Annotated in this window: 29 protein-coding genes, 1 tRNA gene and 1 pseudogene; 5 read left to right on the forward strand and 26 right to left on the reverse strand. The window is 55.6% G+C overall.

What is annotated here, in order from left to right; translation table 11 throughout:
* Window positions 1-402: 402 nt before the first annotated feature.
* From BMZ32_RS17385 to BMZ32_RS17400, 4 genes are all read right to left on the reverse strand, one after another.
* The gene (locus BMZ32_RS17385) at window positions 403-765 is read right to left on the reverse strand and encodes a hypothetical protein (RefSeq protein WP_090244340.1); all 363 of its coding nucleotides are present in this window, start codon (window positions 763-765) and stop codon (window positions 403-405) included.
* Window positions 766-1169: 404 nt separating this feature from the next.
* Window positions 1170-1505 carry a lysogeny maintenance protein PflM gene (gene pflM, locus BMZ32_RS17390; RefSeq protein WP_090244342.1) on the reverse strand — a complete coding sequence of 112 codons (336 nt, stop codon included), beginning with the start codon at window positions 1503-1505 and terminating at the stop codon, window positions 1170-1172.
* A 39-nt stretch (window positions 1506-1544) separates the two neighbouring features.
* A complete protein-coding gene (locus tag BMZ32_RS17395; protein ID WP_090244344.1) occupies window positions 1545-1703 on the reverse strand; it encodes an Arc family DNA-binding protein in 159 nt (52 codons plus the stop codon).
* A gap of 4 nt (window positions 1704-1707) precedes the next feature.
* On the reverse strand, window positions 1708-1866 hold the full coding sequence (locus tag BMZ32_RS17400) for a DNA-binding protein (RefSeq protein WP_425272886.1): 159 nt from the start codon (window positions 1864-1866) through the stop codon (window positions 1708-1710).
* Window positions 1867-2049: 183 nt separating this feature from the next.
* Between BMZ32_RS17400 and BMZ32_RS19890 the strand changes: the two genes are divergently transcribed.
* Both BMZ32_RS19890 and BMZ32_RS17410 read left to right on the forward strand, forming a co-directional pair.
* Window positions 2050-2319: a DNA-binding protein gene (locus tag BMZ32_RS19890; RefSeq protein WP_090244349.1), complete on the forward strand. Its 270-nt coding sequence runs from the start codon at window positions 2050-2052 to the stop codon at window positions 2317-2319.
* A 30-nt stretch (window positions 2320-2349) separates the two neighbouring features.
* Entirely contained in the window at window positions 2350-2919 is a 570-nt protein-coding gene (locus tag BMZ32_RS17410) for a hypothetical protein (protein WP_139213971.1), read from the forward strand.
* A 194-nt stretch (window positions 2920-3113) separates the two neighbouring features.
* Here the strand turns inward: BMZ32_RS17410 and BMZ32_RS17415 are convergent, their stop codons facing one another.
* The 12 genes from BMZ32_RS17415 to BMZ32_RS17465 all read right to left on the reverse strand — a co-directional run bounded on the left by BMZ32_RS17415 (window position 3114) and on the right by BMZ32_RS17465 (window position 11859).
* A complete protein-coding gene (locus tag BMZ32_RS17415) occupies window positions 3114-3512 on the reverse strand; it encodes an OsmC family protein (RefSeq protein ID WP_090244352.1) in 399 nt (132 codons plus the stop codon).
* Between the two features lie 203 nt (window positions 3513-3715).
* Complete coding sequence (locus tag BMZ32_RS17420) at window positions 3716-4075, reverse strand: hypothetical protein (protein WP_090244356.1); 360 nt, start codon at window positions 4073-4075, stop codon at window positions 3716-3718.
* Between the two features lie 111 nt (window positions 4076-4186).
* Entirely contained in the window at window positions 4187-4672 is a 486-nt protein-coding gene (locus BMZ32_RS17425) for a hypothetical protein (RefSeq protein WP_090244358.1), read from the reverse strand.
* Window positions 4673-5164: 492 nt separating this feature from the next.
* Window positions 5165-5743, reverse strand: a complete 579-nt coding sequence (locus BMZ32_RS17430; protein WP_090244360.1) for a hypothetical protein — start codon at window positions 5741-5743, stop codon at window positions 5165-5167.
* Between the two features lie 646 nt (window positions 5744-6389).
* Window positions 6390-7052 carry a hypothetical protein gene (locus BMZ32_RS17435; RefSeq protein ID WP_090244362.1) on the reverse strand — a complete coding sequence of 221 codons (663 nt, stop codon included), beginning with the start codon at window positions 7050-7052 and terminating at the stop codon, window positions 6390-6392.
* Between the two features lie 98 nt (window positions 7053-7150).
* On the reverse strand, window positions 7151-7480 hold the full coding sequence (locus BMZ32_RS17440; RefSeq protein ID WP_090244364.1) for a DHCW motif cupin fold protein: 330 nt from the start codon (window positions 7478-7480) through the stop codon (window positions 7151-7153).
* Window positions 7481-7571: 91 nt separating this feature from the next.
* Window positions 7572-7994, reverse strand: a complete 423-nt coding sequence (locus BMZ32_RS19375) for a hypothetical protein (protein WP_139213972.1) — start codon at window positions 7992-7994, stop codon at window positions 7572-7574.
* Between the two features lie 94 nt (window positions 7995-8088).
* Window positions 8089-8397: a chorismate mutase gene (locus BMZ32_RS17445; RefSeq protein ID WP_090244366.1), complete on the reverse strand. Its 309-nt coding sequence runs from the start codon at window positions 8395-8397 to the stop codon at window positions 8089-8091.
* A gap of 114 nt (window positions 8398-8511) precedes the next feature.
* On the reverse strand, window positions 8512-8994 hold the full coding sequence (locus BMZ32_RS17450; RefSeq protein WP_090244368.1) for a hypothetical protein: 483 nt from the start codon (window positions 8992-8994) through the stop codon (window positions 8512-8514).
* A gap of 110 nt (window positions 8995-9104) precedes the next feature.
* Entirely contained in the window at window positions 9105-9509 is a 405-nt protein-coding gene (locus BMZ32_RS17455; protein WP_090244370.1) for a DUF1801 domain-containing protein, read from the reverse strand.
* A 311-nt stretch (window positions 9510-9820) separates the two neighbouring features.
* A complete protein-coding gene (locus BMZ32_RS17460; RefSeq protein WP_090244372.1) occupies window positions 9821-11191 on the reverse strand; it encodes a heavy metal sensor histidine kinase in 1371 nt (456 codons plus the stop codon).
* Window positions 11188-11859 (reverse strand): heavy metal response regulator transcription factor, encoded by a 672-nt coding sequence (locus tag BMZ32_RS17465; protein ID WP_090244728.1) that lies wholly within the window; start codon window positions 11857-11859, stop codon window positions 11188-11190. The genes BMZ32_RS17460 and BMZ32_RS17465 overlap by 4 nt, the downstream gene beginning before the upstream one ends.
* Window positions 11860-12006: 147 nt before the next feature.
* On the opposite strand from BMZ32_RS17465, the gene BMZ32_RS17470 reads away from it, so the two are divergent.
* Window positions 12007-12510, forward strand: coding sequence for a GlcG/HbpS family heme-binding protein (locus BMZ32_RS17470; protein WP_090244374.1), 504 nt, complete (start codon window positions 12007-12009; stop codon window positions 12508-12510).
* Window positions 12511-12524: 14 nt separating this feature from the next.
* Window positions 12525-12929 (forward strand): hydroxyisourate hydrolase, encoded by a 405-nt coding sequence (uraH, locus tag BMZ32_RS17475; RefSeq protein ID WP_090244376.1) that lies wholly within the window; start codon window positions 12525-12527, stop codon window positions 12927-12929.
* Window positions 12930-13050: 121 nt separating this feature from the next.
* Here uraH and gdhA read toward each other — a convergent pair whose 3' ends face one another.
* From gdhA to BMZ32_RS17495, 4 genes are all read right to left on the reverse strand, one after another.
* The gene (gene gdhA / locus BMZ32_RS17480; protein WP_090244378.1) at window positions 13051-14388 is read right to left on the reverse strand and encodes an NADP-specific glutamate dehydrogenase; all 1338 of its coding nucleotides are present in this window, start codon (window positions 14386-14388) and stop codon (window positions 13051-13053) included.
* A gap of 342 nt (window positions 14389-14730) precedes the next feature.
* A tRNA-Arg gene (locus BMZ32_RS17485) sits at window positions 14731-14805 on the reverse strand.
* A gap of 167 nt (window positions 14806-14972) precedes the next feature.
* The gene (locus BMZ32_RS17490; protein WP_090244380.1) at window positions 14973-16025 is read right to left on the reverse strand and encodes a Glu/Leu/Phe/Val dehydrogenase dimerization domain-containing protein; all 1053 of its coding nucleotides are present in this window, start codon (window positions 16023-16025) and stop codon (window positions 14973-14975) included.
* An 81-nt stretch (window positions 16026-16106) separates the two neighbouring features.
* Window positions 16107-19574: an indolepyruvate ferredoxin oxidoreductase family protein gene (locus BMZ32_RS17495; protein ID WP_090244382.1), complete on the reverse strand. Its 3468-nt coding sequence runs from the start codon at window positions 19572-19574 to the stop codon at window positions 16107-16109.
* A 203-nt stretch (window positions 19575-19777) separates the two neighbouring features.
* Between BMZ32_RS17495 and BMZ32_RS17500 the strand changes: the two genes are divergently transcribed.
* Window positions 19778-20245, forward strand: coding sequence for an Lrp/AsnC family transcriptional regulator (locus BMZ32_RS17500; protein WP_090244384.1), 468 nt, complete (start codon window positions 19778-19780; stop codon window positions 20243-20245).
* 209 nt (window positions 20246-20454) lie between these two features.
* On the opposite strand, the gene phnP is transcribed toward BMZ32_RS17500, so the two are convergent.
* From phnP to BMZ32_RS17530, 6 genes and pseudogenes are all read right to left on the reverse strand, one after another.
* Complete coding sequence (gene phnP, locus BMZ32_RS17505) at window positions 20455-21219, reverse strand: phosphonate metabolism protein PhnP (protein WP_090244386.1); 765 nt, start codon at window positions 21217-21219, stop codon at window positions 20455-20457.
* Window positions 21210-21773 carry a phosphonate metabolism protein/1,5-bisphosphokinase (PRPP-forming) PhnN gene (phnN, locus tag BMZ32_RS17510; RefSeq protein ID WP_090244388.1) on the reverse strand — a complete coding sequence of 188 codons (564 nt, stop codon included), beginning with the start codon at window positions 21771-21773 and terminating at the stop codon, window positions 21210-21212. Before phnN ends, phnP begins: the two co-directional genes overlap by 10 nt.
* A complete protein-coding gene (locus BMZ32_RS17515) occupies window positions 21773-22918 on the reverse strand; it encodes an alpha-D-ribose 1-methylphosphonate 5-triphosphate diphosphatase (RefSeq protein ID WP_090244390.1) in 1146 nt (381 codons plus the stop codon). The genes phnN and BMZ32_RS17515 overlap by 1 nt, the downstream gene beginning before the upstream one ends.
* Complete coding sequence (gene phnL / locus BMZ32_RS17520; protein WP_090244392.1) at window positions 22908-23627, reverse strand: phosphonate C-P lyase system protein PhnL; 720 nt, start codon at window positions 23625-23627, stop codon at window positions 22908-22910. The genes BMZ32_RS17515 and phnL overlap by 11 nt, the downstream gene beginning before the upstream one ends.
* Before the next feature lie 130 nt (window positions 23628-23757).
* A pseudogene (phnK, locus tag BMZ32_RS17525) lies at window positions 23758-24589 on the reverse strand (phosphonate C-P lyase system protein PhnK).
* A complete protein-coding gene (locus BMZ32_RS17530; protein WP_090244731.1) occupies window positions 24564-25478 on the reverse strand; it encodes an alpha-D-ribose 1-methylphosphonate 5-phosphate C-P-lyase PhnJ in 915 nt (304 codons plus the stop codon). Before BMZ32_RS17530 ends, phnK begins: the two are co-directional and overlap by 26 nt.
* Window positions 25479-25509 lie beyond the last annotated feature (31 nt).

Here is a 25509-nt window from a genome sequence, read left to right on the forward strand (position 1 = left end):
CCCAGCGATAACGACGTATTGCCCCCATGTGAACGCCATAGCCGTTACCTCTGATGCCCGTGGATCAAACCAAGGGCCATGATCATCACGACGCCTTGAATGAGTTGGAGCGCCCAGAGGTCGCCCAAGGTGATGTTGGCTAAGTAGCTTTCCAGCCCCATACCTGATGCCTCCGGGTGGTTGCGTGGTCTGACTGCAGGACGATCAATCAGCAGCCGGTGACGGCGTACTGGCTTGAGCGGTTAATGCGTCCGAGCAGTCAGGGCACACGCAGTAATCAGGGGCCGTGCTGTTGTCCGTGAAGTAGTCGTTATGATCGACAGGCATGTGATGGAGCTGGCCCATAGGGCACAGGCACTCATCACACAGCACACGGTCACGGATCAGCACGGCGGTTAGCCTTTACGCCTTGGCCGGATCTGCGGGCTTGGCCTGCTGCTGACCTGGGGCTTGGGTTTGCGGAGAGGCGGAACGGCTGGACTTGGTGTCGACCGCTTCGATGTGCAGGGCGAGGTTTTTGCCCTTGTTCTGGCCACCGCGTGCCACGTCGAAGGTGATGCGCACCAATTGCAGCGGTTCGAAGTTGGCACCGGCTGCAAACACTTCGTCGGCGGCATCTTCTGCGATGGCCATGCCGATGATGGACAGGCCGTGCTCGGTCTTGCCGTCTGGCTCATCGCCATAGAAGACCTTGGCGTATTTGGTGTCTTCCACCTGGGTCATTTGGGTGCCGAGAAATGCAACTTCCATAGTTGAACGAGCCATCGGTATTTCCTCTTTTCAGTTGCGCGTTAGTGCGCGGTTTTGCCTTTCTGCAGGCCGAGCGATCCCGAGCAGGTGAACTCTTAAAGTTCGAATCTGCTGGGTTGTTACGGCCTGCCGGGGTTTAAAGCCGGGTGATGCGTTGAACTGTTATGTGGTGAACACCAAGGGCCGCGCCCTTGTCATCCCGTTTCGCCACCTGCGCCCGCGACTGGTAAACCAGCCCCGGACACAGGCAGCGATCTACTTTTTGCTACAAGGTGCCGGGCATGAGCCGCTTCACAAGAAGCACAAACGATGACGTCAGGAACATCAGCAACATTGAAGTCTTTGCAGTTGATGCCCAGCGTTTCGTCGCAGTAAAAACAGTCACCAATAGTGATAAAGCCCCAAGCACTAGACATGGTTCACCCCACCAGTTGAAAAGGTTCGTGTAGCGGCACGAATGGCACTGGCTTGCCGATGCTGGCCACAACGCTCCAATACTTGGGCGGTCGGTCGCTTGGCGTGTGTTTCGCGCAGGTAAAGGCCGGTGTGATTTGCCACTGGGAGAGCAAGGGCGTCCAGGCACCAGCGACGAGGCGCATTTTCAGAGTGCGAACGGGTCGGGCAGACGCGGGGCGGCATTGGTCGCAGGGTGTGGACGGGCAAGGATCGGGCTTGGCCATCTCGGCCTTTGACCAGCAGACAGAGCAGTCGCAGTTCAATGCGTGCGGTTGGTTGCTGTAGCTGGATGGCGTCATAGCGCATGCCCTCACCTGGGCGCTGGGAAATGGCGTGGATCACTGGGATACCCCCTGCCCTACCTGGGTAAAGCTGGCTTCAAGGCGCAGCACGATTTCAACATTCAGGGAGCGGCGTGCCTGTTTGGCGGCTTGCTCGACCTGGGCGCGGAGTGCTGCAGGCATGCGGAGCTTGAATTGGGCGTCTGTGCGGCTCATGGGCTTAGTCCTGATCCAACAATTGCTGAACAAGCAGCGCGACGTTAACCATGGTGCGTTTGCCTACCTTGAGGGACGGCAAGTAGCCGCGTTCAACCCAGGAGCGGACGACAATTGGCTCATCACCCATGCCGATCCACTCAGCGAACTTAGGCCAGGGCATCAAAGGGGGCGCGCCTTGCAGCTTTTGAGGGTCAAAACCTTCCGTATCCATTCGCTTTAATCCACTATATTCAGCATTAATCCGAGAACCATTCGGAGCAATATTTTCTCTCGGGGCAAATATAGCCCCACAGAGATCCACAGGGCAACAGTTGCCCCCGAATAAAGTGAAATTTTTTTCTATATGACAAGCTCAGCCGATAGAGCACGCTTATTGATTAAGAAGCTGGGGCCGAAGAAAGCCAGCGAAATGGGGAACGGCGATCACGATCGCTGGAAGAGCGTGAGCAAAGGCGCTGTGAGAGTAAGCACGGATGAGATCGATGTGTTGGTGAAGGTCTATCCGCAGTACGCACTATGGTTAGCAAGCGGCCAGATTGCACCAGAGTCAGGCCAAACCAGCCCGGACTACGATGAAGCCAACCGAAACTTGAGCCAACCAAACGCGGGATAGCGATCACCCAGGAAGTGACTAGACGCTGGTATGCCCGAAGGACAGGGAGAGAAAAGGATGAAGGCTGACAGGCATGACGCCCCAGAATGGATAACGAGCGGCAGACGCAAACGCGGCAACTTGGCAATGGTCATACCTGGCCTGCTAGGTACAGTTATCACCATCGGTGCACTTCATTTTGCTAGCCAAGCCTTCGTGCAAGGCACAGTGAAGCACCTAGCCGAAAGCAAGAACCAGTCGAAGCCCGTACCCGTTGCGGAAATCCGGCGAGCAGAACCGCAAACCGACTGGAGCAAAATGGTCGAAGAACAGGCACGACGAGACGCAATGTCTCAACCGCAAGCGGAACAGCCTAAAAGCACAGCAAACAATGCAGCCAAGCAAACAGTGTTCAATGATGCGAACTACACGCCGAGAGGCGCAGATAACGTGCTGCCAGTTGAAAAAAACTACAAAACAGTTGAGCAGGAAAAGCCTGCAAAAAAACTAAAAGTGACAGTGATCAAAGAAACTAAAGACACAACATGCTGGCCGCTAAAGGAAGGAAGCGTGGAGCGAAGAAACTGCAAAGCGAGCGTAAACCTAAGCAGACGAAACTAGACGCTATGTCGCTAAAGCGTCGAAATCACAACGAAGAAAAGCGAATTAAAGCGGGCGTGAGTTTGCTAACGCCTGATTAAGGGGCAGGCCTTAGCCCGTTCCAGTGAGCAAAGCGAACGATTTGAACCACGTGTTAAATGGCTAGACTGCTTCATAATTAATTTTAAATATCACCCACCACACAAGTATTGCTATTAAACAATAACCTCTGCTGTATATGTGATGCCGATTTTTGGCTGTAGCATTAAGCATACATGGCAATACTTGTTTAAAGCATCTTCGATTGCAGCTTTAAGCACAACTTCAGTGGCACCAATACCTTTTACTGAAAAATGTAAATTTACAGACTTGTACAACCTAGGTTCGTTTTCTGTTAACTCATATGTTACGCGATTGGTTAAAATTTCCAGATCAATATCATTGCCTTTGAAGCAAAGGGCAACATCAGTAGCGCTACATGAGCCTAAGGCTGATAATAGTATTTCTGTAGGACAAGGGGCTGATTTGCTATCTGAGTCGATAGAGAACTCAAAGCCTTCATCAGTCACAACATTGAAGCGGCAGTCACCTTGCCAAGTAACGTTAATACTCACATGCTCCCCCTAAAATAATAACGAATTTAAATTGTTTTAGATCAATCACAACGAGTGAGTCTCTTGCATAGTTCGCATGCGACAAATTTGAGTTCACGGAAACTTAAGCAAGGTGTTTAACGTTTGGTTAAGGGCAATTTTTAGCCCGTCCTTGTGAGCGTAGCGAACGGTTTGAACCAGTTGTTATACGAGCAGCACGATGCTTAACCTTTACGTATTTTATCCCACCCCATTCCTGCAATTAGACCAACAACCACAGCCCCGACATGAGACAAAATAGATATTCCGGAAGATATTTCGTCTTTTACAAAAATCAGACCTGCAGCAAGCAATACTACAGAGATTGAAATAAACACTAACAGCCAATAGTTATGTCGAAACACAGACTTGTTTATATTCAGGTTCTGTTTTTGAATTTCTATTTCTTCATATTTAAGATCGATTTGCGCTTGAGCCTGCTTGCTGCTGCTCTCTATTAGCTGCAACCCAAGCGGGATTAAAGCTGACAAGTCTATCTGATGATCCTTTGGTAACACCTCAATCCTATCCGTTGAATTGTTCAAATTATTATTCCATGTTCGTATATCGTTTGGTTAAGGGGCGGGCTTTAGCCCGTCTCAGCGAGCGGAGCGAGCGATTTGAACCAGTTGTTAGACATTTGTGCTCGTTGCGCGCTATTTCCTGCTAAAGAGAAATCCGGCAACTGCACCAACAACTGCGCCTATGGCACCGATAGTAAGTTTTTCATATAGGCTATTATTCGATTGATTAAGTTTTTCTTGGGTTTCGTTGTTGCTTTTATTCATATTTGAAATATTGTCTGAAACCTTGGAAAGTGTTTCTTCGGAATTTGTTTTGTCAATGATTTTTTCCTGTGCGCTTAATGCATTCTTTGCTGTGGCTTTGTGTGCTTCAAGAACGGAGCTCTGGCTTTTTGCGGCGGTTTCTGCTACCGATTTTGTTAGGTCTACGAGGTGGGGAGCTAGTGTTGTTATTGCTGCTAATTGAGCCTGCGTGATGGCTCCATCTTGATGAAGCTTTATAATTTTTTCTTTATGCTCTAAATATCGCGGATGCTGATCATCTTTTAGTTCGACTTCGGGTATTTCATTATTCTTCAATACCTCGGTAGTGGCATTGTTTTTATTTTCTGTAGTCATGTCGAGCTCCTGAGTTATTTGATGAGACAAATGTCTAACGATTAAGCTAAGGGGCTGGCTTTAGCCAGTCCCAGCGAGTGAAACGAGCGGCTTCAGCGCCTTGTTAGGTTATCGAATAACACTGTAGACGCCGTAGCCCACTAGTGATAACCCGAATAGTACGAAGCACACTCCAATTATTGAGTTGTTGCGAGGATAGCCAGATATCGTGAATCCACCGCCAACTTTCACTTGTAGTGGATGGTTGATCCACTCGCCAATGCCTAGAAAAATACCACCAAGGCTAAACAGCTGAACGCTACTGTTGGCAATACCCTGCATCGGAACGGTTAGCGACATGATTAGTGCTGCTGAACTTATTACAAGTATGGCCTTGTACCAATAGTCGATTTTTAGGGCTTCTAACGGATTTGTCATCGGTAACCTAACGTTTGGTTAAGGGGCGGGCTTTAGCCCGTCCCAGTGAGCGAAGCGAGCGATTTGAACCAGTTGTTAGGGGACGTATGTGATGGAAAGGTGATCATTTGCGTATAGTGCTGCGAAAGTAAGTGACGCTATTAGAACGAATAGAGAACTATATTTCAATATTCGAAAAGCAAGCTCGCCTGACTTGACGCGCGACCACTCTTTTTTAAGTATTCTTTGGCTTTCTATGACCGCAGAATTAAATAGTATTTGGTTTTCGCTTGGGGAAACAAAGTTTGAGGTGTTTTCTTCTAAAGTATTTAGCATGGACAATAGTTTTTTGTGCTCTTTCGGGTTCAGCCGTAATCGTATTTTTGTGGTTAAATTTTCGCACTTAACAATATCGGTTTGCATGCTGTAGAAATACTGCATGATCTGCTCTTCTGTTTCGCCAAATTCTTTTTTTAAATTCAGCATAGATATGAGTGTGTGACTTATAGATAGAAGTTCTGAGATTTCGCTACGCAGGGCGTCAATCCATGCCTGCCTGAACTCAGAGGTTTTCTGGTCTTTTGATAAAATAGTTACCACAAAAGATATGCTGCCAGCAATTATTGCCACAGTTATCGGCGTTATAAAAGGTAAGTATTCACGTGGAATTGGCATGTAATTCCCTAACTATAATTAGACGACATTGCTGTCGCATAACACACCTTGAAGTGTCTGATAACGTCCTTTGTCATGCTGTAATCCCTTGATTTGCAAAGATGTACGAATGAGAAACGCGACTAAGATAGGCGAAAAATCGATATGGAAGGCCCATGGTTTAAATCAGCCAAGGTGCGGTGATAGCTAGAAGCTACTGACCGGCCTCAAGGATGTCTAGCGTACGTGTCGAAAAAGTGTCGAAATCACAGCGAAGAAAAGCGGATTAAAGCAGGTGTGAGTTAGCTAGAGCCCAGGAATAGCAAGGCTTTGCAGAATAAAGCAGACGGAAACAGAGGGTTCGATTCCCACCGTCCGCTCCAAATCGCAGTAAAAAAGCCCCGAAACCAACCGGTTTCGGGGCTTTTTGCTTTCTGGCTCCAACCCAAGCCGGCGCTGCCGAAAGGCTGCCGACTCAGGCCGATAACAATCATGATCTTCGTGATCGATTGAACGCTTGGCCCCCGCTGCGCGAACTACAGAATGGCCAGGGCGGAAAAGCCCAAAACAGGCCGGATATACGAATGCAACCGCGCTGACGACAAGTGCAAAAACAAAGCTTTGCTCACTACTTGTGGGGAGAGTCCATATACCAGTTGTTATGTGGCTATCTACTCATTCTTGCTAAGAACTCGGTGACGCCTTGCAGCATGAGACCAACTTGTTCCTTTGAATATTCATCGTACTTTCCGTGTGCAGCATTATTCCTAAGGTCTAACCAAGCTGTTACCGACTTTTGATCAAGCTTTGTATATATCTCTGCTTTAGCTAGATCGGAATTTAATCGGTCAGCTTTTTTAGGTATAAGCTTCTCATCTTTTTCTATCTCTACATCTATGTCGTTGATTGTGCAAAGGTAGCGCAAGTTTTCTTCTAGAACACTACCGATCATTACTGCTGCAGGGTCTTTGTAGCTTTGCTCAAGTAAGTGCTCCGCCATTTCCAGAAAGTCAGAGAAAATCTCTGCAGCTACTAGCCGCTTAACTGTAAATATCCAGCCGCCCTCAATCTCAGTTTGGATTGACTGTAAAATTGCACGAGCTTTTTTAGCGTTATATTCGGCACTACCTTCTGTTGCAGAGTTGAACTCTGAGTAATAAGAATGGTTTGTTCCGAAAGTCATTCCGATAAATGATAGCGATGAAGCTCTAAGCCCTGTCATTGCTCCTGAATCTACATAGTTCGAGTTATACTGATTATTTGTTGCCAATACACGTTCGGACTGCTCAATTAATTGTGCCACTCTTTTGGGGAGGTCTTTAGGCTGCATATTATTCTCGTAGACACATAACGTTTGGTTAAGGGGCGGGCTTTAGCCCGTCCCAGTGAGCGAAGCGAACGATTTGAACCAGTTGTTAGGCATTTCGTTCAGTCGACAACAAATAGCTTTGCACCGATACCTGTGTATGAACGATGTGGTTCAGCATTGTCCGCGACTTGGTAGCTCATGCCGGGTTTTAGAGTGAATTTTCGGCCGTCTTCGAGTTCCGTATGCAACTCACCCTCGATACATAGAAGTATATGCCCTTTGGTGCACCAATGATCAGCTAAGTAGCCAGGTGTGTACTCCACCATACGAACTCTGATATTTCCAAAGTGTTGGGTGTGCCAATAGGCATAACCTGTTTCGCCAACATGCTCGGTTGGTTTAATACTGGACCAGTCAGTTGTCCCGAAGGGAATATTGGATATTTGCATTAGTAGCCCTGAGTGGTGATTGCCTAACGTTTGGTTAAGGGGCGGGCTTTAGCCCGTCCCAGTGAGCGCAGCGAACGGTTTGAACCAGTTGTTAGCGGCTGCTGCGCAAATGCTGGATGAGAGTATTCACGGGTGCTAAAGACCACGTGTATATAACTGTGAAGCTCAATATGCAAACAGGCACCCAGATTAAAACTCCGATGAGGTAACTCACGCTATAGGCATACCAATAATTATCTCGCCACCAAAAATCAGGATTTTGAGCGCTGGCAGGCATACCGCCTTCTCCTATTGCTAATGCAAGGAATATATGTAGTGCCTGAATGGGAATTATAAGTATGAGCTGAAAAATTAGAGCTAGACCAATTTTTATGGATTTTGCAAATATGGTAATGCTGTTTGAAGATAAGGTGCCGCCCGACTCACGAGTTAAGCTCCAGCTTAAAATTCCGCTGATACCAAGTATTGTCATTATTCCGGTGATTATGGAAATAATGTCAGCTATTTCGGACACGGTGAGGTTTTCCTTTTGATTGCCGCTAACGTTTGGTTAAGGGGCGGGCTTTAGCCCGTCCCGAGTGAGCGAAGCGAACGACTTGAACCACTTGTTAGGGTTCCCCACGATTTTCGTTAAGCCGCGAGTGCTCTTTAAGCTCTGCCTCAATAAAAGCCGAAATCATGGCACGGTAGACGCTTTCTACTACCGCAGAGTTAGCTCCTTGCTCTTGTGCAAGTGATATGACTTTTGAAATTACTTGCTCTACCCGGTTGGGTGCTTTTACTTCGCTTGTTGTCTTTTTGAATAATGCTGCTTGGGTGACAAAATTACCGCGTGCTGCGAGTAATGCCACGATTTCGCGATCTATGTTGTCGATGTTTTCGCGGACTTCGTTTAGTGAATTACACCTGACATCCATGTGCGTCGTACTCCTATTTTTGCTCTGACCCTAACGTTTGGTTAAGGGGCGGGCTTTAGCCCGTCCCTAGTGAGCGAAGCGAACGGCTTGAACCACTTGTTAGGGTTCAATGACTCATACTTGCTCATGATAAATTGCCTTAATTATAAGGTGTTCGCCGATTTTTATGAGCACACACAAAAGAAGAACTGGCAATATATGAGCGTGCGCACTATTGTCTTTTAGAATGCTGCTGTAGGTTTTTCCTAGGCAGCGGCCGATTAGATCAATATCTGCTTTTGAAATTTTCGCTGCTTTGATATGTGCGCAGTTATTTCTTAGCTTGTTAACTTTTCGAAGCGCGTCGGTATATCGAGGATCAAGAATATTGAAAGCTTCGACTATACACAGCTTTTGGTGAAAGCTTAAACCTGCATGCTCAATAAGCTTGTCGCCTCTTTCAAGCTTCGCTAATAATATCCGCTCAAGTAGTTGCTCTGCGTGAAGATGGAACTGCAGCACCTTAATTATTTCTTCTTGGTCTGAGCTGAAAGCTTCGATTAGCTCCTTAACTTCGTTACTCGCAATCTCTTGTATTTTTTCTGCGTTAATTGTCATGCGAGATGTCCCGGTTGAACCCTAACGTTTGGTTAAGGGGCGGGCTTTAGCCCGTCCCAGTGAGCGAAGCGAACGGTTTGAACCAGTTGTTATGTGAATTTAACCACTATTTACATGCCGAGTAATGGCAGATTTTTGATGCTCTTATACGTTAAAGAAAGTTTTATACATTGGCGAATAACATTATTAGGGAGAGGTTGATGCACGCTTAGAATGATAGCTCGATTACCTTGAAAGGTGAGAGTCTCAGAGTACAGCTCACGAAAAGTATCTACGAGTTTTGTTTTGCAGTTAAAAAATATAAAGTACTGCTCTGGATAAATTGGCTTCCAGTCGAAACGAACAGCGCTACCCGACTTGACAGAATAACTTGGCTCGCCCCATTTTAAGGTTTCTTCCACTTCACCAAGACTCTGCTCTTCAACTACATCAAGAATCAGATTTCGGACACTAAGTAGCTGTGCCTTAACATGCTCAGGATAGCTGTCGATTTTCGCTTGGACTTCAAGTTTCAATTGTGATCGGCCAATTTACATAACTAATAATTAGACGACATCGCTGTCGCATAACACCCTTCTTGGTGTCTGATAACGTTCCTTGTCACTCGCGAAGCATTTGAATTCCATGCAGCCCTGCGCGGGAAACGCGACATGGTGAGGACGAAAAACGGCATAAGGCAAATTCGGGTGCAGGGTGGCGGCACCGCTAAAGCCAGAACTTACTGTCGCGCGGCGGGCCTGTCCAGCAGTCGCGTCGCGTGCCTATGGAAACCAGCCAGTAAAAAGCCCCGATAACTCGCCGTTATCGGGGCTTTTGGCTTTCTGGTTTAAGCCTTGGTTAGCGGGAACAGCAAGCTAAAGCGCGTGCCCGCCTCGTTGCTTTCTACGCTGACCTGCCCGCCATGGGCTTGCATGATCGAACGCACAATGGCCAGGCCCAGGCCGCCGGAGTCGTCCGGTTGGTTGCGTGAGGGGTCGCAGCGGTAGAAGCGCTCAAACAGGCGTGGCAGGTGTTCGGCGGCAATCGCGGGGCCGCTGTTATGCACGCTGATTTCACAGGCGCCATCGCGCAGCTGGCTGCTGATGGTGACAGCGCTGTCAGGCAGGCCGTAGCGCAGCGCATTGGCCAACAGGTTAGCCAGGGCGCGGCGCAGCAATTGCGGGTCGGCGATCAGGGTGCCGCTGGCCTGGTTGATCAGCGCCATGGCGCTCTCCTGCGCGGTGCCTTCGAAGTACTCGCAGAGCTGTTCGAGCAACTCGTGCAGGTCGACCGTTTGCCGGTTGATCGAGGCATTGGCCTGCTCGGTACGCGCGAGAAACAGCATGCTGTCGATCATTCGCGCCAGCCGTTCGTATTCCTCAAGGTTGGAGACCAGCAGGTTCTGGTACTCATCCAGCGGGCGGTTGCGCACCAGGGTTTGCTGCGCGTGGCCCATCAGGTTGCTCAGCGGGGTGCGCATCTCGTGGGCCAAGTCTTCGGAAAAGCGCGAGAGTTGGGCGAAGCCGTCTTCGAGGCGCGCGAGCATCTGGTTGAGCGCCTGGCTGAGCGCCTGCAATTCACTGACGTCTTTAAACTCATCGAGGCGCAGGTGCAGGTGCTGCACGTCAATCGCGGCGGCGCGGGTTGCCAGCAGACGCACCGGGCGCAGGCCGCGCTGGCTAACCAGCCAGCCGAGAGCAAAGGCTAATAACGCGCCAACCGACAAGGCCAGCCAGAGCTTGAGGCGATACGCCGCGAGCATCTGCTCACGCTCGCTGAGCAACTTGCCGGCAATCAGGGTCAGGCGCCGATCGCCCCGGGTGACATCCAGCCAGGCCAGGCGTAACGGTTCGCTGCTTTGGCTATCGCCAAGGGTGGCTTGCAAGGCGGCGGGCAACACGGGCAGCGGCAATAAGGCCGGGTTGATTTCGATCAGCCGCTGCCCGGCGTCATCGACTATCCACAGCAGGCTATCGCGGTTGCCCAGCATGTTTTCGTAGAGCTGCGGCCTGCTGCGCAGGGCGTCGATGCTCTCGCTGTCGTCGAGCAAGGCTTGCATGCGTTCTAGCCGGCCGAGCAGTGCCTGGTCGTCACGCCAGGCGATTTCGCGCTGCAGCGATTGGTACAGGTAAAAGCCAATCGAGCCCAGTAGCAGCGTACTGACCAAGGCGAACATCACGGCTAGGCGCACGCTCAATGCACGCGGCCACAGCCTCACTCCTGCGCCTCTAGCATGTAGCCCATGCCGCGCACGGTATGGATCAGCTTGAGCGGATACGGGTCATCGACCTTGGCGCGCAGGCGGCGAATGGCGACGTCGACCACGTTAGTGTCGCTGTCGAAATTCATCTGCCACACGTGCGAGGCAATCAGGGTGCGCGACAATACTTCACCCTCACGGCTGAGCAGCAGGTGCAGCAGGGCAAATTCCTTATTGGTAAGGGTCAGGCGTTCGCCATTACGGGTGACCTTGCGCCGCAACAGGTCCAGGTGCAGATCGGCGACCTGAAACTGCTCCACCTCACGCGGCGGCCCACGGCGCAACAAGGTGCGTACGCGGGCCAGTAATTCGGCGTAAGAAAAGGGTTTGACCAAATAATCATCGGCGCCCAGTTCCAGGCCTTTGACTCGGTCTTCAACTGCATCGCGCGCGGTCAGAAACAGCACCGGTGTTTGCAGCTTGCGCCGAATGATCTGCAGCAGCTGCCAGCCGTCGAGGCCGGGCAACATGACGTCAAGAATGATCAGGTCGAACTCGTGCTCTTGCACCAGATGCTGGCCGTCCAGACCATTCAAGGCCACTTCCACGCGATACCCCGACTCACTCAAGCCTTTGCACAGGTAGTCCGCGGTTTTTACTTCGTCTTCCACAACCAGAATGCGCATCTTTTCCTCCAGCACAGGCGCATAGCCTAGGCCGATCTGCACCGCGCTCCCATTACAAATTGGTAATCCAGGCGCAATCGGTTTGACGGCGGCACGTGGGCAGTATGGCCAGCAATCGCTCAGCCGAGCCCAACCCTGGAGAACGACATGCACCTTCGCAGCGCCGCTACCTTGTCACTACTCGCATTGGCCATGGGCTCTTCCGCCGCATGGGCCGCTAACGAAAACGTTGCTCAGCGTCAGGACGTCACCCTGGCACTGGCCAACGACCTGCTCAACGCCACGCTGGCCGCCTGCCATGCCGATGGCCGCACTGGCGTAGCCGCCGTGGTTGATCGCGGCGGCAACCTGGTTGCTGTGCAGCGTGATGACAACGTTGGCCCACACAACACCGTGGCGGCGCAGCGTAAAGCCTTTACCGCACTGTCGACCAAAACCGCGACGCGCCTGCTGTCTGAGCGTGCCCGTAACAACCCCGATGCCGAAAACCTCAACACCCTCGATGAGCTGCTGCTGCTCGGCGGCGGCGTGCCATTGAAGATCGGCGATCAGGTCATCGGTGCTATCGGTGTCGCTGGCGCCGGCGGCGCTGAAATTGATGAAGGCTGCGCCCTGAAAGCCATTGCTCAAGTTTTGCCTACCACTGACTAATTAGGAGCCACACCATGAAACTGCTAAAAACCCTGTTCGCCGGCGCTGTACTGACCAGCCTCTCCTCCCTGGCCGCTGGCAACCCGCTAAGCGTGCACGTGCTGAACCTGCAAGACGGCCTGCCTTCGCCAGAAGTCAGCGTGACCCTTGAAAAGCAGGACGGTAAAACCTGGGACATGCTCAACAGCGGCGTGACCAACGAACAAGGCCGCATCCCGGCGCTGTACCCAGAAGATAAAGCCCTGGAGAAAGGCACCTACCGCGTAACGTTCAAGACTGGCGAGTGGTTCAAAAAGCACGCGACTGCTAGCTTCTTCCCAGAAGTACCGGTGATCTTCGAAGTAGACGGCACCGTGCCGCACTACCACATTCCGTTGCTACTCAGCCCTTACGGCTTCTCCACCTACCGCGGCAACTAAGCTGTCAGAGGTCGGCTCATGTGGCGCGCACTCACCCGCGCATTAGCCTAAAGCCCATAAAAAATGCCCGCATTCCGCGGGCATTTTTGTGTGCGGCAGAACCTGCCTGAGTTGACGTGGGTTAGACCACACCCTGCGCCAGCATGGCATCGGCAACTTTAACGAAGCCGGCGATGTTGGCGCCTTTAACGTAGTTGATCCGACCGCTCTCCTCGCCATAACGCACGCAGGCGCTGTGAATGCTTTGCATGATGCTATGTAGACGCTCGTCCACCTCACCGGCGGTCCAGTTCAGGCGCATGGCGTTTTGGCTCATCTCCAAACCGCTGGTGGCCACGCCGCCGGCGTTCGAGGCCTTGCCTGGGGCGAAACAGATACCGGCGTCGATAAACAGGTCCACCGCGTCCAGGGTCGACGGCATGTTGGCCCCTTCGGCCACGCAGAAGCAGCCATTACTCAGCAGCGTGCGAGCGTCTTCGGCATCCAATTCATTTTGCGTGGCGCATGGCAGAGCGATGTCGCACGGCAGGTGCCAAGGACGCTGACCGCCAAGGAAGTTTAGGTTGAAGTGCGCAGCCATCTCGCTGAGGCGACCACGGCGCACGTTCTTCAGCTCCATCAGATGCTGCCACTGTTCTTCGGTCAGGCCGTCCGGGGTATGCAAGGTGCCTTCGGAGTCCGACATCGACACCACCATGCCGCCCAGTTCCATGACTTTCTGCGCGGCAAACTGGGCGACGTTGCCTGAACCGGAGATCGCCACGCGCTGACCTTCAACGCCACGATCAATGCGCTTGAGCATTTCCTGAGCAAAGTACACACAGCCATAACCGGTGGCTTCCGGACGAACCAGGCTGCCGCCGTAACTGATGCCCTTGCCGGTCAGCACTGAGGTGAACTGGTTAGCCAGGCGCTTGTACTGACCGAACATATAGCCAATCTCGCGGCCACCTACGCCGATGTCGCCAGCCGGTACGTCCACATCAGCACCAATATGGCGATACAACTCGCTCATAAAGGCCTGGCAGAAGCGCATCACTTCGTTATCGCTTTTGCCCTTCGGGTTAAAGTCCGAGCCACCCTTACCGCCGCCCATGGGCAACGAGGTCAGCGAGTTCTTAAACACTTGCTCGAAGGCGAGGAACTTGAGTACGCCCAAGTTGACCGACGGATGGAAACGCAGCCCGCCCTTGTAGGGGCCAATGGCGCTGTTCATCTGCACCCGATAGCCACGGTTGACCTTTACGCGCCCGGCATCATCGACCCAGGACACTCGAAACATCACGACGCGCTCCGGCTCGACCATACGCTCGACGATGCCGGCCTGCAGGTAACGCGGGTTGGCCTCCAGGAACGGCCAAAGCGAACGCAGTACCTCTTCCACGGCCTGATGAAACTCAGGCTGGTCAGGGTCACGCTGCTTTAGGCGAGAGAGAAAAAGCTCAACGGATTCGCTCATGTGCACACCCTAAAAATGCCCGCAATACAGGGCAGATCAACTGAAAAAGTGGCCGGCACTCTAGCAGCCAGCTATGCACTTCGACAGCGCAAAATGTCGCCTTAATGAATCTTTATAGTGCATAGATATAAATGAACGCCTCTAAAAAGGCATTCATGCCTGCAAAAAAACGCTCATATATAGGGCGAATACGCACAGTTTTAAGGCACTTAGTGATTTTTGTGGCGCAACTGAGCCGCCAGCAAACGCTGGCAATGGGATCACGGATGGAGCCGATACGACGCGGGCAATCGGGGCGGGCGAGGTTGAAGACAGGCGGTTAGTAACGTGCGCGGAGGAAGATGGCGTTCCCAACTGGATTCGAACCAGTATCTAGCCCTTAGGAGGGGCTTATTCTATCCATTGAACTATAGGAACTTGCGCGGGAAGACGGGCGACCAGCGGGCGGCATCTTAGCGAGGATGAGCGGTTTTGTCATGCCGCAACCACCTATCTAAGCGCCATAGCGGTAACTGCCTTGGCATTGGCCACTCGCTCATGGGCCACGCCAGCGCTTAGGCCGTAAACGTGGCGTTGAGGCGGGCTTAGCGAGCGAAACGCTCTTCGGCTAGCTGATCGGCAATCTCCACCGTGGTTTTACCGCTGGCATCGGCGCGCTGGAAGATTTGCGTCAGTGTGGCGCCGATCTCTTCGATATGCGCCTTGAGTTGTGCGGCGCTGCCACCGCTGCGGCCATAGTAAACATCGATGATGCCACCGGCATTGATCGCATAATCCGGTGCATACAGGCACTCGTTGCAGCGCAGGGTTTCCGCCAGGCTGGCGTCGGCCAGTTGGTTGTTGGCACCGCCAGCGACAACCGGCGCACGCAGAGCTTCGAGGGTTTGCTGGTTGATGATGGCACCCATGGCGCAGGGTGCGAACACATCGACATCCAAGCCGAAAATCGCCTGCTGCTTAACCGCCGTAGCCCCCAACTGCTCAACTGCGCGGCGCACATTGGCCTCAACGATGTCAGTCACCCACAGTTCGGCGCCGGCTTGCTTCAACTGCCGAGCCAGATCAAAACCCACCTGCCCGACGCCCTGAATCGCCACCTTCAGGCCGCGCAGGTCATCACGGCCCAAGCGGTGTTTGACCGCCGCTTGAATACCGATAAACACCCCGTAGGCGGTGGACGGTGACGGGTCACCATTACGTTTGCCGCCCGCTAGGGCTTCACGCATCTCTGCACCGGATACGTGACGAGTGCGTTCGGCCATGATCTGCATTTCCGCCACGCCAGTGCCGGAGTCGGCGGCGGTGATATAGCGCCCGCCTAGGCTCTCAACAAAATCGCCCATGGCCTGGAACAACGCCGTGCTTTTACCGCTGTGTGGGTCACCGATAATCACCGCCTTACCACCGCCCAGCGGCAGGTTGGCCAATGCCGATTTGTAGGTCATGCCGCGCGACAAGCGCAGCACATCGCGCAGCGCTTCATCGTCATTGGCGTAGGGCCACATGCGACAACCGCCGAGGGCCGGACCGAGGTTGCTGTTATGAATGGCAATAATCGCCTTCAAGCCGCTGGCCTTGTCGTGGCCATAGACCACCTGCTCGTGGTGGTCGAAATCAATATGGGAAAACACGGGCATGCTGTACCTCAATTTTTCTTGTAAGACGCGACCCCATCCCGATGACGGGAAAGGGTGAACGTTATAAATGTCGGCTGGGCGTTAAGCAGCGGGTTCGAACAACTGCACCGCCTGAATTTCGCTCACCAACATGCGTGCTTTGAGTTGGGCGCTTTGCTCGCGCACGCTGACCAAGCTGCGTTCCTTGACGTGGCCATAGCCGCGAATTTGCTCTGGCAGCTCGGCCAACGCCACGGCGGTGCGGTAGTTGTCAGCATTCAGCTCAGCGAGCAGGTCCGCCACATCTTGCTCATAGTCCTCGATCAACTGCAGCTCCAGCTTGCGCTCAGCGCTGTAGCCGAATACATCCAGCGGTGTGCCACGCAGAAATTTGAACTGGGCCAGCACGCCAAACGCCTTGAGCATCCAAGCACCAAACTGGCGCTTGCGCGGCTCGCCGCTGCTGGCGTCTGGTTTGCTGAGCCAGGACGGTGCTAGATGGAACTCTAGGCGGTAATCGCCGCTGAACTGCGCCTCCAGCTGCTGGATAAAACTGCCATCGCTGTACAGCCGCGCCACTTCGTACTCGTCCTTGTAGGCCAGCAGTTTGAAGTAATAGCGCGCTACAGCTTTGCTCAGCGACTGGTCAGTGCCTTTGTCAGCCTGTTGCACCTGCCCTACCAACTCGCGATAACGCTCGGCGTAGGCGGCATTCTGATAGGCCGTCAGGCGGCTGACACGGTCCGCAATAATCGCTTCCAGGGTTTGGCACGGGGCCGCTGCAAACACGTCCGGCTTGGCGACACGCTCGACCGCTGCGATATCGTGCCCGGCGCGGCGGCCCCAGAGGAACGCCTGTTGGTTGAGCTGTACCGCCACCGCATTCAGCTCAATGGCCTTTTCAATCGCCTCGGCCGACACTGGCACCAAGCCCTTCTGGTAAGCGAAACCGAGCATAAACAGGTTGGTGGCAATACTGTCGCCGAGCAGGCGCGTGGCCAGGCGGCTGGCATCGACAAAGTGAGTCTTGCCGGCACCGACCGCCTCGCTGATCGCTTCACGCATGGCCGCACCCGGCACCTGCGCATCAGGGTTGCGAGTGAATTCGGCGGTGGCGGCTTCGTGGCTGTTGATTACCGCGTGGGCGATCTTGTCATTCAGCTTGGCTAGGGCATCTTCGCTGGCGGCCACCACAAGGTCGCAACCGAGCAGCAGATCGGTTTCGCCGGCAGCAATGCGCACAGCGAAAATGTCGCCCTGCTTGGCGGCGATACGAATATGGGTCACCACCGGGCCGAACTTCTGCGCCAGGCCGGCCTGATCGAGCACGCTGCAGCCCTTGCCTTCGATATGCGCCGCCATGCCCAGCAGCGCACCGACCGTGGTCACGCCACTGCCACCTACACCTGGCAGGAGGATATTCCAAGGCCGCTCCAGCGCAGGCTGTTTGGGCTCCGGCAACGCCACAAACAAGGCGCCATGACCCACGGCGCTGGGTGACCGCAACGCACCGCCATGCACGGTAACAAAGCTGGGGCAGAAGCCATCCACGCATGAAAAATCTTTGTTGCAGGAGTTCTGGTCGATCTCGCGCTTGCGTCCCACTTCAGTTTCAAGCGGCAGTACGGACAGGCAGTTGGATTTCACACCGCAATCGCCGCACCCCTCGCATACCGCGGCGTTAATAAAGGCACGCTTCTGCGGGTCGACTAACTTGCCGCGCTTGCGCCGACGGCGTTTTTCGGTGGCGCAGGTTTGGTCATAGATGATCACCGAGCAGCCTTTGAATTCACGCAGCTCACGCTGCACGGCGTCCAGCTCACGGCGATGGTGGAAGGTAACGATGGGCGCGAAGGTGGCGCGCGTCGGGTACTTCTCCGGCTCGTCAGTCACCAGAGCGATGCGCTTCACCCCTTCGGCATACACCTGCTGGCTGAGTTGATCGACGCGCAGTTCGCCGTCAATTGGCTGGCCGCCGGTCATGGCCACCGCGTCGTTGTAGAGAATCTTGTAGGTGATATTCACCCCAGCGGCCACGGCCGCACGCAAGGCCAGTTGGCCGGAGTGGAAGTAGGTGCCGTCACCGAGGTTTTGGAAGATGTGCGGGGTGTCGGTAAAGGGTGCCTGACCGATCCAGGTCGCGCCCTCGCCGCCCATTTGGGTAAAGGTGTCGGTGCTGCGGTCCATCCATTGGGTCATGTAATGGCAACCGATGCCGCCCTGGGCGCGGCTGCCCTCTGGCACTTTGGTCGAGGTGTTGTGCGGGCAGCCGGAGCAGAAGTGTGGCGTACGCGCCGTGTGATGTTTCGGCGCGGCCAGGGAGGCTTCCTTGGCCGCGAGAAAGGCCAGACGCTCTTCAATCTGCGGGCTGCTGTAGATCGGCGCCAGGCGCTTGGCGATGGCGCGGGCGATCATCGCCGGGGTCAGTTCGGAGAGGTTCGGCAGCAGCGAATGGCCGGCTTCGTCGAACTCCCCGACCACCACTGGGCGCTTGCCCACCGGCCAGTTGTAGAGCTGGCCGGTGAGCTGATCTTCAATAATGCTGCGTTTTTCCTCGACCACCAGAATCTCGTCCAAGCCCTCGGCAAACTCATGCACCGAGACTGGTTCCAGCGGCCAGCTCATGCCGACCTTGAGTACGCGCAAACCCACTTGGGCGCAGAGCGCCTCATCCAGGCCAAGGTCTTCTAGGGCCTGGCGCACGTCCAGGTAGGACTTGCCGGCGGTGATAATACCCAGGCGCGGATTGGGCGAATCCAGCTTGATCTGGTTGAGGTTATTGGCCAGGGCAAAAGCCCGCGCGGCATAGATCTTGTAGGTGTTGAGGCGCGCCTCCTGAACTAGGGGCGGATCTGGCCAGCGAATATGCACACCGCCTTCCGGCAGCTGGAAGTCGTCAGGAATCGTCAGTTGCATACGCAACGGGTCAACATCCACCACGGCAGAGGAATCAACGTTTTCGGCGATGGTTTTCAGCGCCACCCAACAGCCGCTATAACGCGACAGCTCCCAGCCGATGATGCCGTAGTCGAGTAACTCCTGAACGTCGGCTGGGTTGAGCACGGGGATTGAGGCGGCGATAAACGCATGTTCGCTCTGATTGGCCAAGGTCGAAGACTTGCAGCCATGGTCGTCACCGGCCAGCAGCAATACGCCGCCATGCTCGGATACACCGGCCGAGTTGCCATGTTTGAACACATCGCCACAACGGTCCACGCCCGGCCCCTTGCCGTACCACATAGAGAACACGCCGTCGTAGCGCGCGCCAGGGAACAAGCTGGTTTGCTGGCTGCCCCACACGGCGGTGGCGGCCAACTCTTCGTTGACCCCGGGCTGGAAGTGGATGTGGTTATCTTTGAGGTACTGCTTGGCGTCCCACAGGCTCTTGTCGAGGTTGCCCAGCGGCGAGCCCCGGTAGCCGGAAATAAAGCACGCGGTATTCAGGCCATGGGCCGCATCGCGTTGCTTTTGCAGCATCGGCAGGCGGGTCAGCGCCTGGGTGCCGGTCAGGTAGAGGTGGCCTGTGGCAAGACGGTACTTGTCATCCAGGCGGATCTCGGCCAGGGACATATCTGCGCTCCTTTTATTATTTTGGCGAGCTGGGGGTAACAACGGTTAATGCCCCCCTTTGTTAAGCCTAGTGCGGGATCACCGCATCAGGCGCATAACTAAGAATATGACCGAGCGGTACTGAGATTTCCTTTCTATTTTCTGGCCGCTTTGCCAATACTGCGCATGATTAATCCAACAAGAACAAAAAATTGGGAACAGTCATGCAAGATATGCTCAGCCCCATTGACCGTAAGATTCTCCGCTTGCTGCAACACAACGCCGACCTTTCCGCCGCCGAGATCGCCGAGAAGGTCGAGTTGTCACAATCACCGTGCTGGCGGCGGATTCACCGCATGCAGGAAGACGGCATCATCGAGCGCAAAGTCGCCCTGCTCAGCCACAAAAAACTGGGGTTCAGCATCACCGTGTTTGTCGACATCAAACTCTCGGCCCACGGGCGCAGTAACCTGGAAGAGTTCGAGCAAGCGGTGGTCGGTTACCCGGAAGTGCTGGAGTGCTTCACCATGGCCGGCGGCTCGGACTACCTGCTCAAGGTGGTGGCCAAGGACATCGCCAGCTATGAGCGCTTCCTACGCGACCACCTGCTGCAACGCCCACATGTGCACGAAGCGCATTCGCATATCGCCATGAGCGAGGTTAAACGCACCACCGAGTTGCCGCTGGATTGAGAACCACCGGAACACCGTGGGAGGCGATGACTCGTAGGGTGGGCGACGCCGAACACCGCTCGATCATCCAACCTCGCTAGCAGCGCGGCGCGTAACCCACCAGACAATCGAACGCGAGGCGCCGATGGTGGGTTACGCCGCGCTCTACAGCGCGTGACGCCTAGCAAGCGCGGTAGGCGGCTAACCCACCCTACGAACTAATGCCCCACTCACAACACTTGCCCATCCACAGCCAAACTCACGCCGGGCGGCAAGGCGTCGGGGTTATCCAGCAACCAGGCGTCGAAGCTGTGGCCGATATGGGTTAGCACGGTCTGCTGCGGTTGCAGCTGCTCGACCACCTGCAGCGCGCGGGTCAGGTCGTTATGGTTGCGGGGCGCTATCGATTGCGGCGCGGTGGAGCAATCCAGCACCAGCAGATCCAGCGGCTGTTGGCGCAGCACTTCGGCGCTGGCCTCTGGTACGCCAAGGGTATCGGTGAGGTAGGCGATTCGCCGGCACTCACTATTAATCGTACGGCCTTGCAGCAGATACCCGAAGGTCAGCTTGGAGTGGTTCAGCGGCAGCGCCGTGACGCTCAACTCGCCTAACGGGCGCTGTTCGAACGCCGCAAAAGGTTGGCTGAAATCAAGGATGCCGGGGTGTTTGTACAGGTCGGCCAGCCCCTCAGGATCATCCGGGCCATGCACCGGAATAATCAGCCCCTGACCCCAGCGCAGGTGCAGCAAGCCCTGGGCGTGGTCGGCGTGGTAATGGGTTTGCAGGATGCCGCTGAGGCTATGGGGCGGGAAACGCTCGCACAGATCGGTCAGGCCCGCATCAATAAGCCAGCGCTGCGCGCCGCATTCGATCAAAGCGCTACAGGGACCACGGCGGCGCGCCGGATAAACCCGCGCACTGTCGCAGGCAGGGCAGCTGCAGTTATACACCGGCACCTGCCGCGCATCGCCCGTCCCGAGCAGGGTCAAGCGCATGTGCGGCTGGCCCCGATCAGCGCCAGCAGGTTGTCCCGTGCCCGCTCAATAGATACCGAGTTATCCAGCAGATGCAGGCCATCACGCTCAGCGCTCGCAGCGTCGAACTGGGCATTACGCGCCAGACGCTGCTCGATCTGCGCAAGGCTTTCACGCCCGCGCCTGAGCAAGCGCTCACGCAGCACCGCAGCCTCGACCGTGAGCAACACACCGATCAGCTCCGGATAAAGTTGCCGGGCCTCTGGCAAGTAGGCCCGCGAGCCATTGACCAACACATCCTGCCCCGCCGCCAGCCAGTCATCTATCTGTCGGGGAATGCCATAGGCCAGGCCATTGGCGCGCCAGCTAAGAGCAAAGCTCCCGGCCGCCTCCTGCTGATCGAACTCGGTAGGCGTAACGCCAATGGCGTCCTCGCCCACGGCCTCCGCCGAACGGGTGATCACCCGCCGCGCGATCAGGCAGTCACGTTCCGCCAAACGCTCACGCGCGGCCTCCAACAGGCTGTCCTTGCCCGAGCCCGAAGGCCCCATCAAATAGATCAACCGGCCGCTCATCAGAACACCCTATTGGCTTGTCGCCACACTTGTTGGATTACCGGCTGCCCCCCATGCAACTTGGCCTGGAGCAGGTCAGCACGCAGACCGACGCGAATTTCACCGCGGTCATGCAGCCCGGCGGCATGGGCCGGCAGGCGGCTAACGGTGGCAATCGCCCGGGGCAGATCATAGCCGTTGTCTTGCGCGGCTAGGAGAAAAGCGGCCTGTAACAGGCTGGCCGGATAATAGTCGCTGGAGAGGATATCCAGCACCCCATGACGGGCCAGTTCAGCAGCGGCGATGTTGCCCGAATGCGAGCCGCCACGGACGATATTCGGCGCGCCCATCAGCACCTTCAAACCTAGCTCGTGGCTGGCCTTGGCGGCCTCCAAGGTGGTGGGGAACTCGGCGATGGACATGCCATAACCGGCCGACTCCTGCACGTGGGCCAGGGTTGCGTCATCGTGGCTAGCCACAGACAGGCCGCGAGCGTGGCAGTCCTCGACAATCGCCCGGCGATGGCGATCGCTGTACTCAATGGAGTTGGCCACCTGCTCCTTGATGAACGCATCCATCTCGGCAGTACTCAGGTGGTACTTGCCCATGTAGTACTCGCGGTACTTATCCTCTTTAGCGAACTGACGCTGGCCCGGCGAGTGGTCCATCACCGAGACCAGTGCTACCTGCGGGTGTTCCAGCAGATCACGGAACACCGCCAGAGTATCGGGGTGGCACAACTCGCAGCGCAGGTGCAGGCGGTGATCGGCGCGGGTAAGCCCGGCACGACTCGCCTCGGCGATGGCTTCGAGCATGGCCGGCAGCTGCTGCATGCGTTTGCCGCGCGGGTTGATATCGCCAATCGCCAGGGCATCAAACACCGTGGTGATACCCGCCGAAACGATCTGCGCATCATGGGTCAGTACCGCCGAGGCAGACGGCCAGTCCACCCCGGGGCGCGGGCTCATGTACTTTTCCAGGTTATCGGTGTGCAACTCGACCAGGCCCGGCAGCAGGTAATCGCCGCCTAGGTTCTGCGCCTGTGGCAAGCCGCTAACGCCCTCTTCCACCTGGGCAATCAAACCATCACGCAGCACCAGGGTGCCGATGAACTCATGTTCGGCCGTGACTACCCGCGCATGGGTCAAAATCTGTTCAGCTGGCATACACATACTCCTGCTTAGGCGCTGCATCCGGGGTCATATCGAGGAAACGATCAGCCACCGCCTCGCGAGCAGCGCGGTCGTGGAAGATGCCGATCAATGCGCTGCCTGCGGCTTTGGCTTCGTTGATCAGCTCCAGCACCACCTGGCGGTTAGCGTCATCCAGCGAGGCGGTTGGCTCATCCAGCAGCATCAGCGGCCAGGCGACCATAAAGCCGCGGGCGATATTCACCCGCTGCTGCTCACCGCCGGAGAAGGTGCCCGGAGCCAGCTGCCACAAGGCCTGGGGGATATTCAGACGACTGAGCAGGCTCTTGGCCCGCGTTTCGGCATCCACCTTGCTCCAACCACGGGCCAGGGCGGGCTCCATCACCACATCCAGAGTCGCGACGCGCGGGATCACCCGCAGAAACTGGCTGACATAGCCCAGGGTTTGGCGGCGCACAGCCAGCACCTGACGCGGTTCGGCACCGACCAAATCAACCCAAGCGCCGTCGTGCAGCATGCGGATGCTGCCGCCTGCGGCCAGGTAGTTGCCATACAAGGTACGCAGCAAGGTCGACTTGCCTGCGCCAGATTGCCCATGCAGCACCAGGCATTCGCCGGCGCGAACACTGAAGCTCAGGCCGTTCAATACATTCAGCACCACGCCATGCTGCTGGTGCAGGGTGAAAGTCTTGCTGAGGTCGGAGACCTCGATAAGCGTATTCATATAAACCTCGAACTACGTACGACCGGATGTGATCCGGTGCGAGAGTCGTTTCGTAGGGTGGATGGCGCTTTATCCAGCCACCATGGCAACACACAGGTGGATGAAACAGCGTCATCCACCCTACCCAGCATTAAGGCTGCAGGACGGACGACACCAGCAGCTGCGAATAGGGATGCTGCGGATCATCGAGAATCTGATCGGTCAGCCCGGCTTCAACCACGTGGGAGCGGCGCATCACCATCAACCGGTCGGCGAGCAAACGCGCCACCGCCAGGTCGTGGGTGACGATCACCACCGCCAGATCCAGCTCACGCACCAGCCCGCGCAGCAGGTCGAGCAAGCGCGCTTGCACCGAGACATCGAGGCCGCCTGTGGGCTCGTCCATAAAAATCAGCCGTGGGCTGGAGACCAGATTGCGAGCGATCTGCAAACGCTGCTGCATGCCACCGGAGAAGGTGCGCGGCAGGTCGTCGATGCGCAGCGGGTCGATTTCGACCTGGCTCAGCCAGTCGATACCCGCTGCGCGCAACTCGCCGTAATGGCGCACGCCTTGGGCCATCAGGCGCTCGCCAATATTGGCCCCAGCAGAGACGCCCATGCGCAGGCCGTCACGCGGGTTCTGCTCGACAAAGCCCCATTCGGTGCGCAGCAAGGTCCGCCGTTGCGCTTCACTGGCGCTGTAGAGATCAACCAGCCTGCCATCGCTGTTGCGGTAACTGACCGTGCCGCGATCCGGCGGGCAACGACCTGAAAGTAGGCTGAGCAAGGTCGACTTACCCGAACCCGACTCACCGACAATCCCCAATACTTCGCCGGGATACAGGTCGAATGAAACGCCCTGACAACCTTTTTCTGGGCCATACAGAAGGGTCAGATCACGCACACTGAACAGCGGCTGCACGGGCTCGTTGTGCAGCTGTAATTTCTCGGCAGCACTCATTGCGCACCCTCCTCTTCAGCATCACGACGTTGCATGCAGTAATCGGTGTCGGAGCAGACGAAACGCTTGCTGCCCGCGTCGTCGATGATTAGCTCGTCGAGGTAAGACTCGCGGCTGCCACAGAACGCGCAGCACTCATCCCAACTTTGAATCGCAAACGGGTGGTCGTCGAAATCCAAACTCACTACGCGGGTAAAGGGCGGCACGGCATACAGGCGTTTCTCACGGCCGGCACCGAACAACATTAACGCCGGGCTCATGTGCAGCTTGGGGTTGTCGAATTTAGGAATCGGCGAGGGGTCCATCACATAACGCTCATCCACCGTCACCGGGTAGGCGTAGCTGGTGGCGATATGGCCGAACGTGGCGATGTCCTCGTACAGCTTGACGTGCATCACGCCGTAATCTTCCAGTGCATGCATGGTGCGGGTCTCGGTTTCCGAAGGTTCGATAAAGCGCAGCGGCTCGGGAATCGGCACCTGGTAGACCATGATCTGATCGTTTGTCAGCGGGGTCTCCGGGATGCGATGGCGGGTCTGAATCACCGTTGCTTCTGGCGTGCGCGTGGTGGTTTTCACTCCAGCGGTGCGGGCGAAGAAACGCCGGATCGACACCGCATTGGTGGTGTCGTCCGCACCTTGGTCGATCACTTTGAGCACATCGTCGGCACCGAGAATGGCAGCGGTCAGCTGCATACCGCCGGTGCCCCAGCCGTAGGGCAGCGGCATCTCGCGGCCACCAAAGGGCACTTGATAACCGGGAACCGCCACCGCTTTGAGCAGACCACGGCGGATCATTCTTTTGGTTTGTTCATCCAGATAAGCAAAGTTGTACCCAACCTCGCACGCTACTGCGCCAGCTTGATTCGCGTACGGGCGGTGCTCGGCATCCTCATGTACAACGTCGTACATTCCGCTGCCTGCGCTCCGGCCGCCCACGACT

Origin of the sequence: Pseudomonas guineae (assembly GCF_900113745.1) — a bacterium.
Taxonomy (GTDB): domain Bacteria; phylum Pseudomonadota; class Gammaproteobacteria; order Pseudomonadales; family Pseudomonadaceae; genus Aquipseudomonas; species Aquipseudomonas guineae.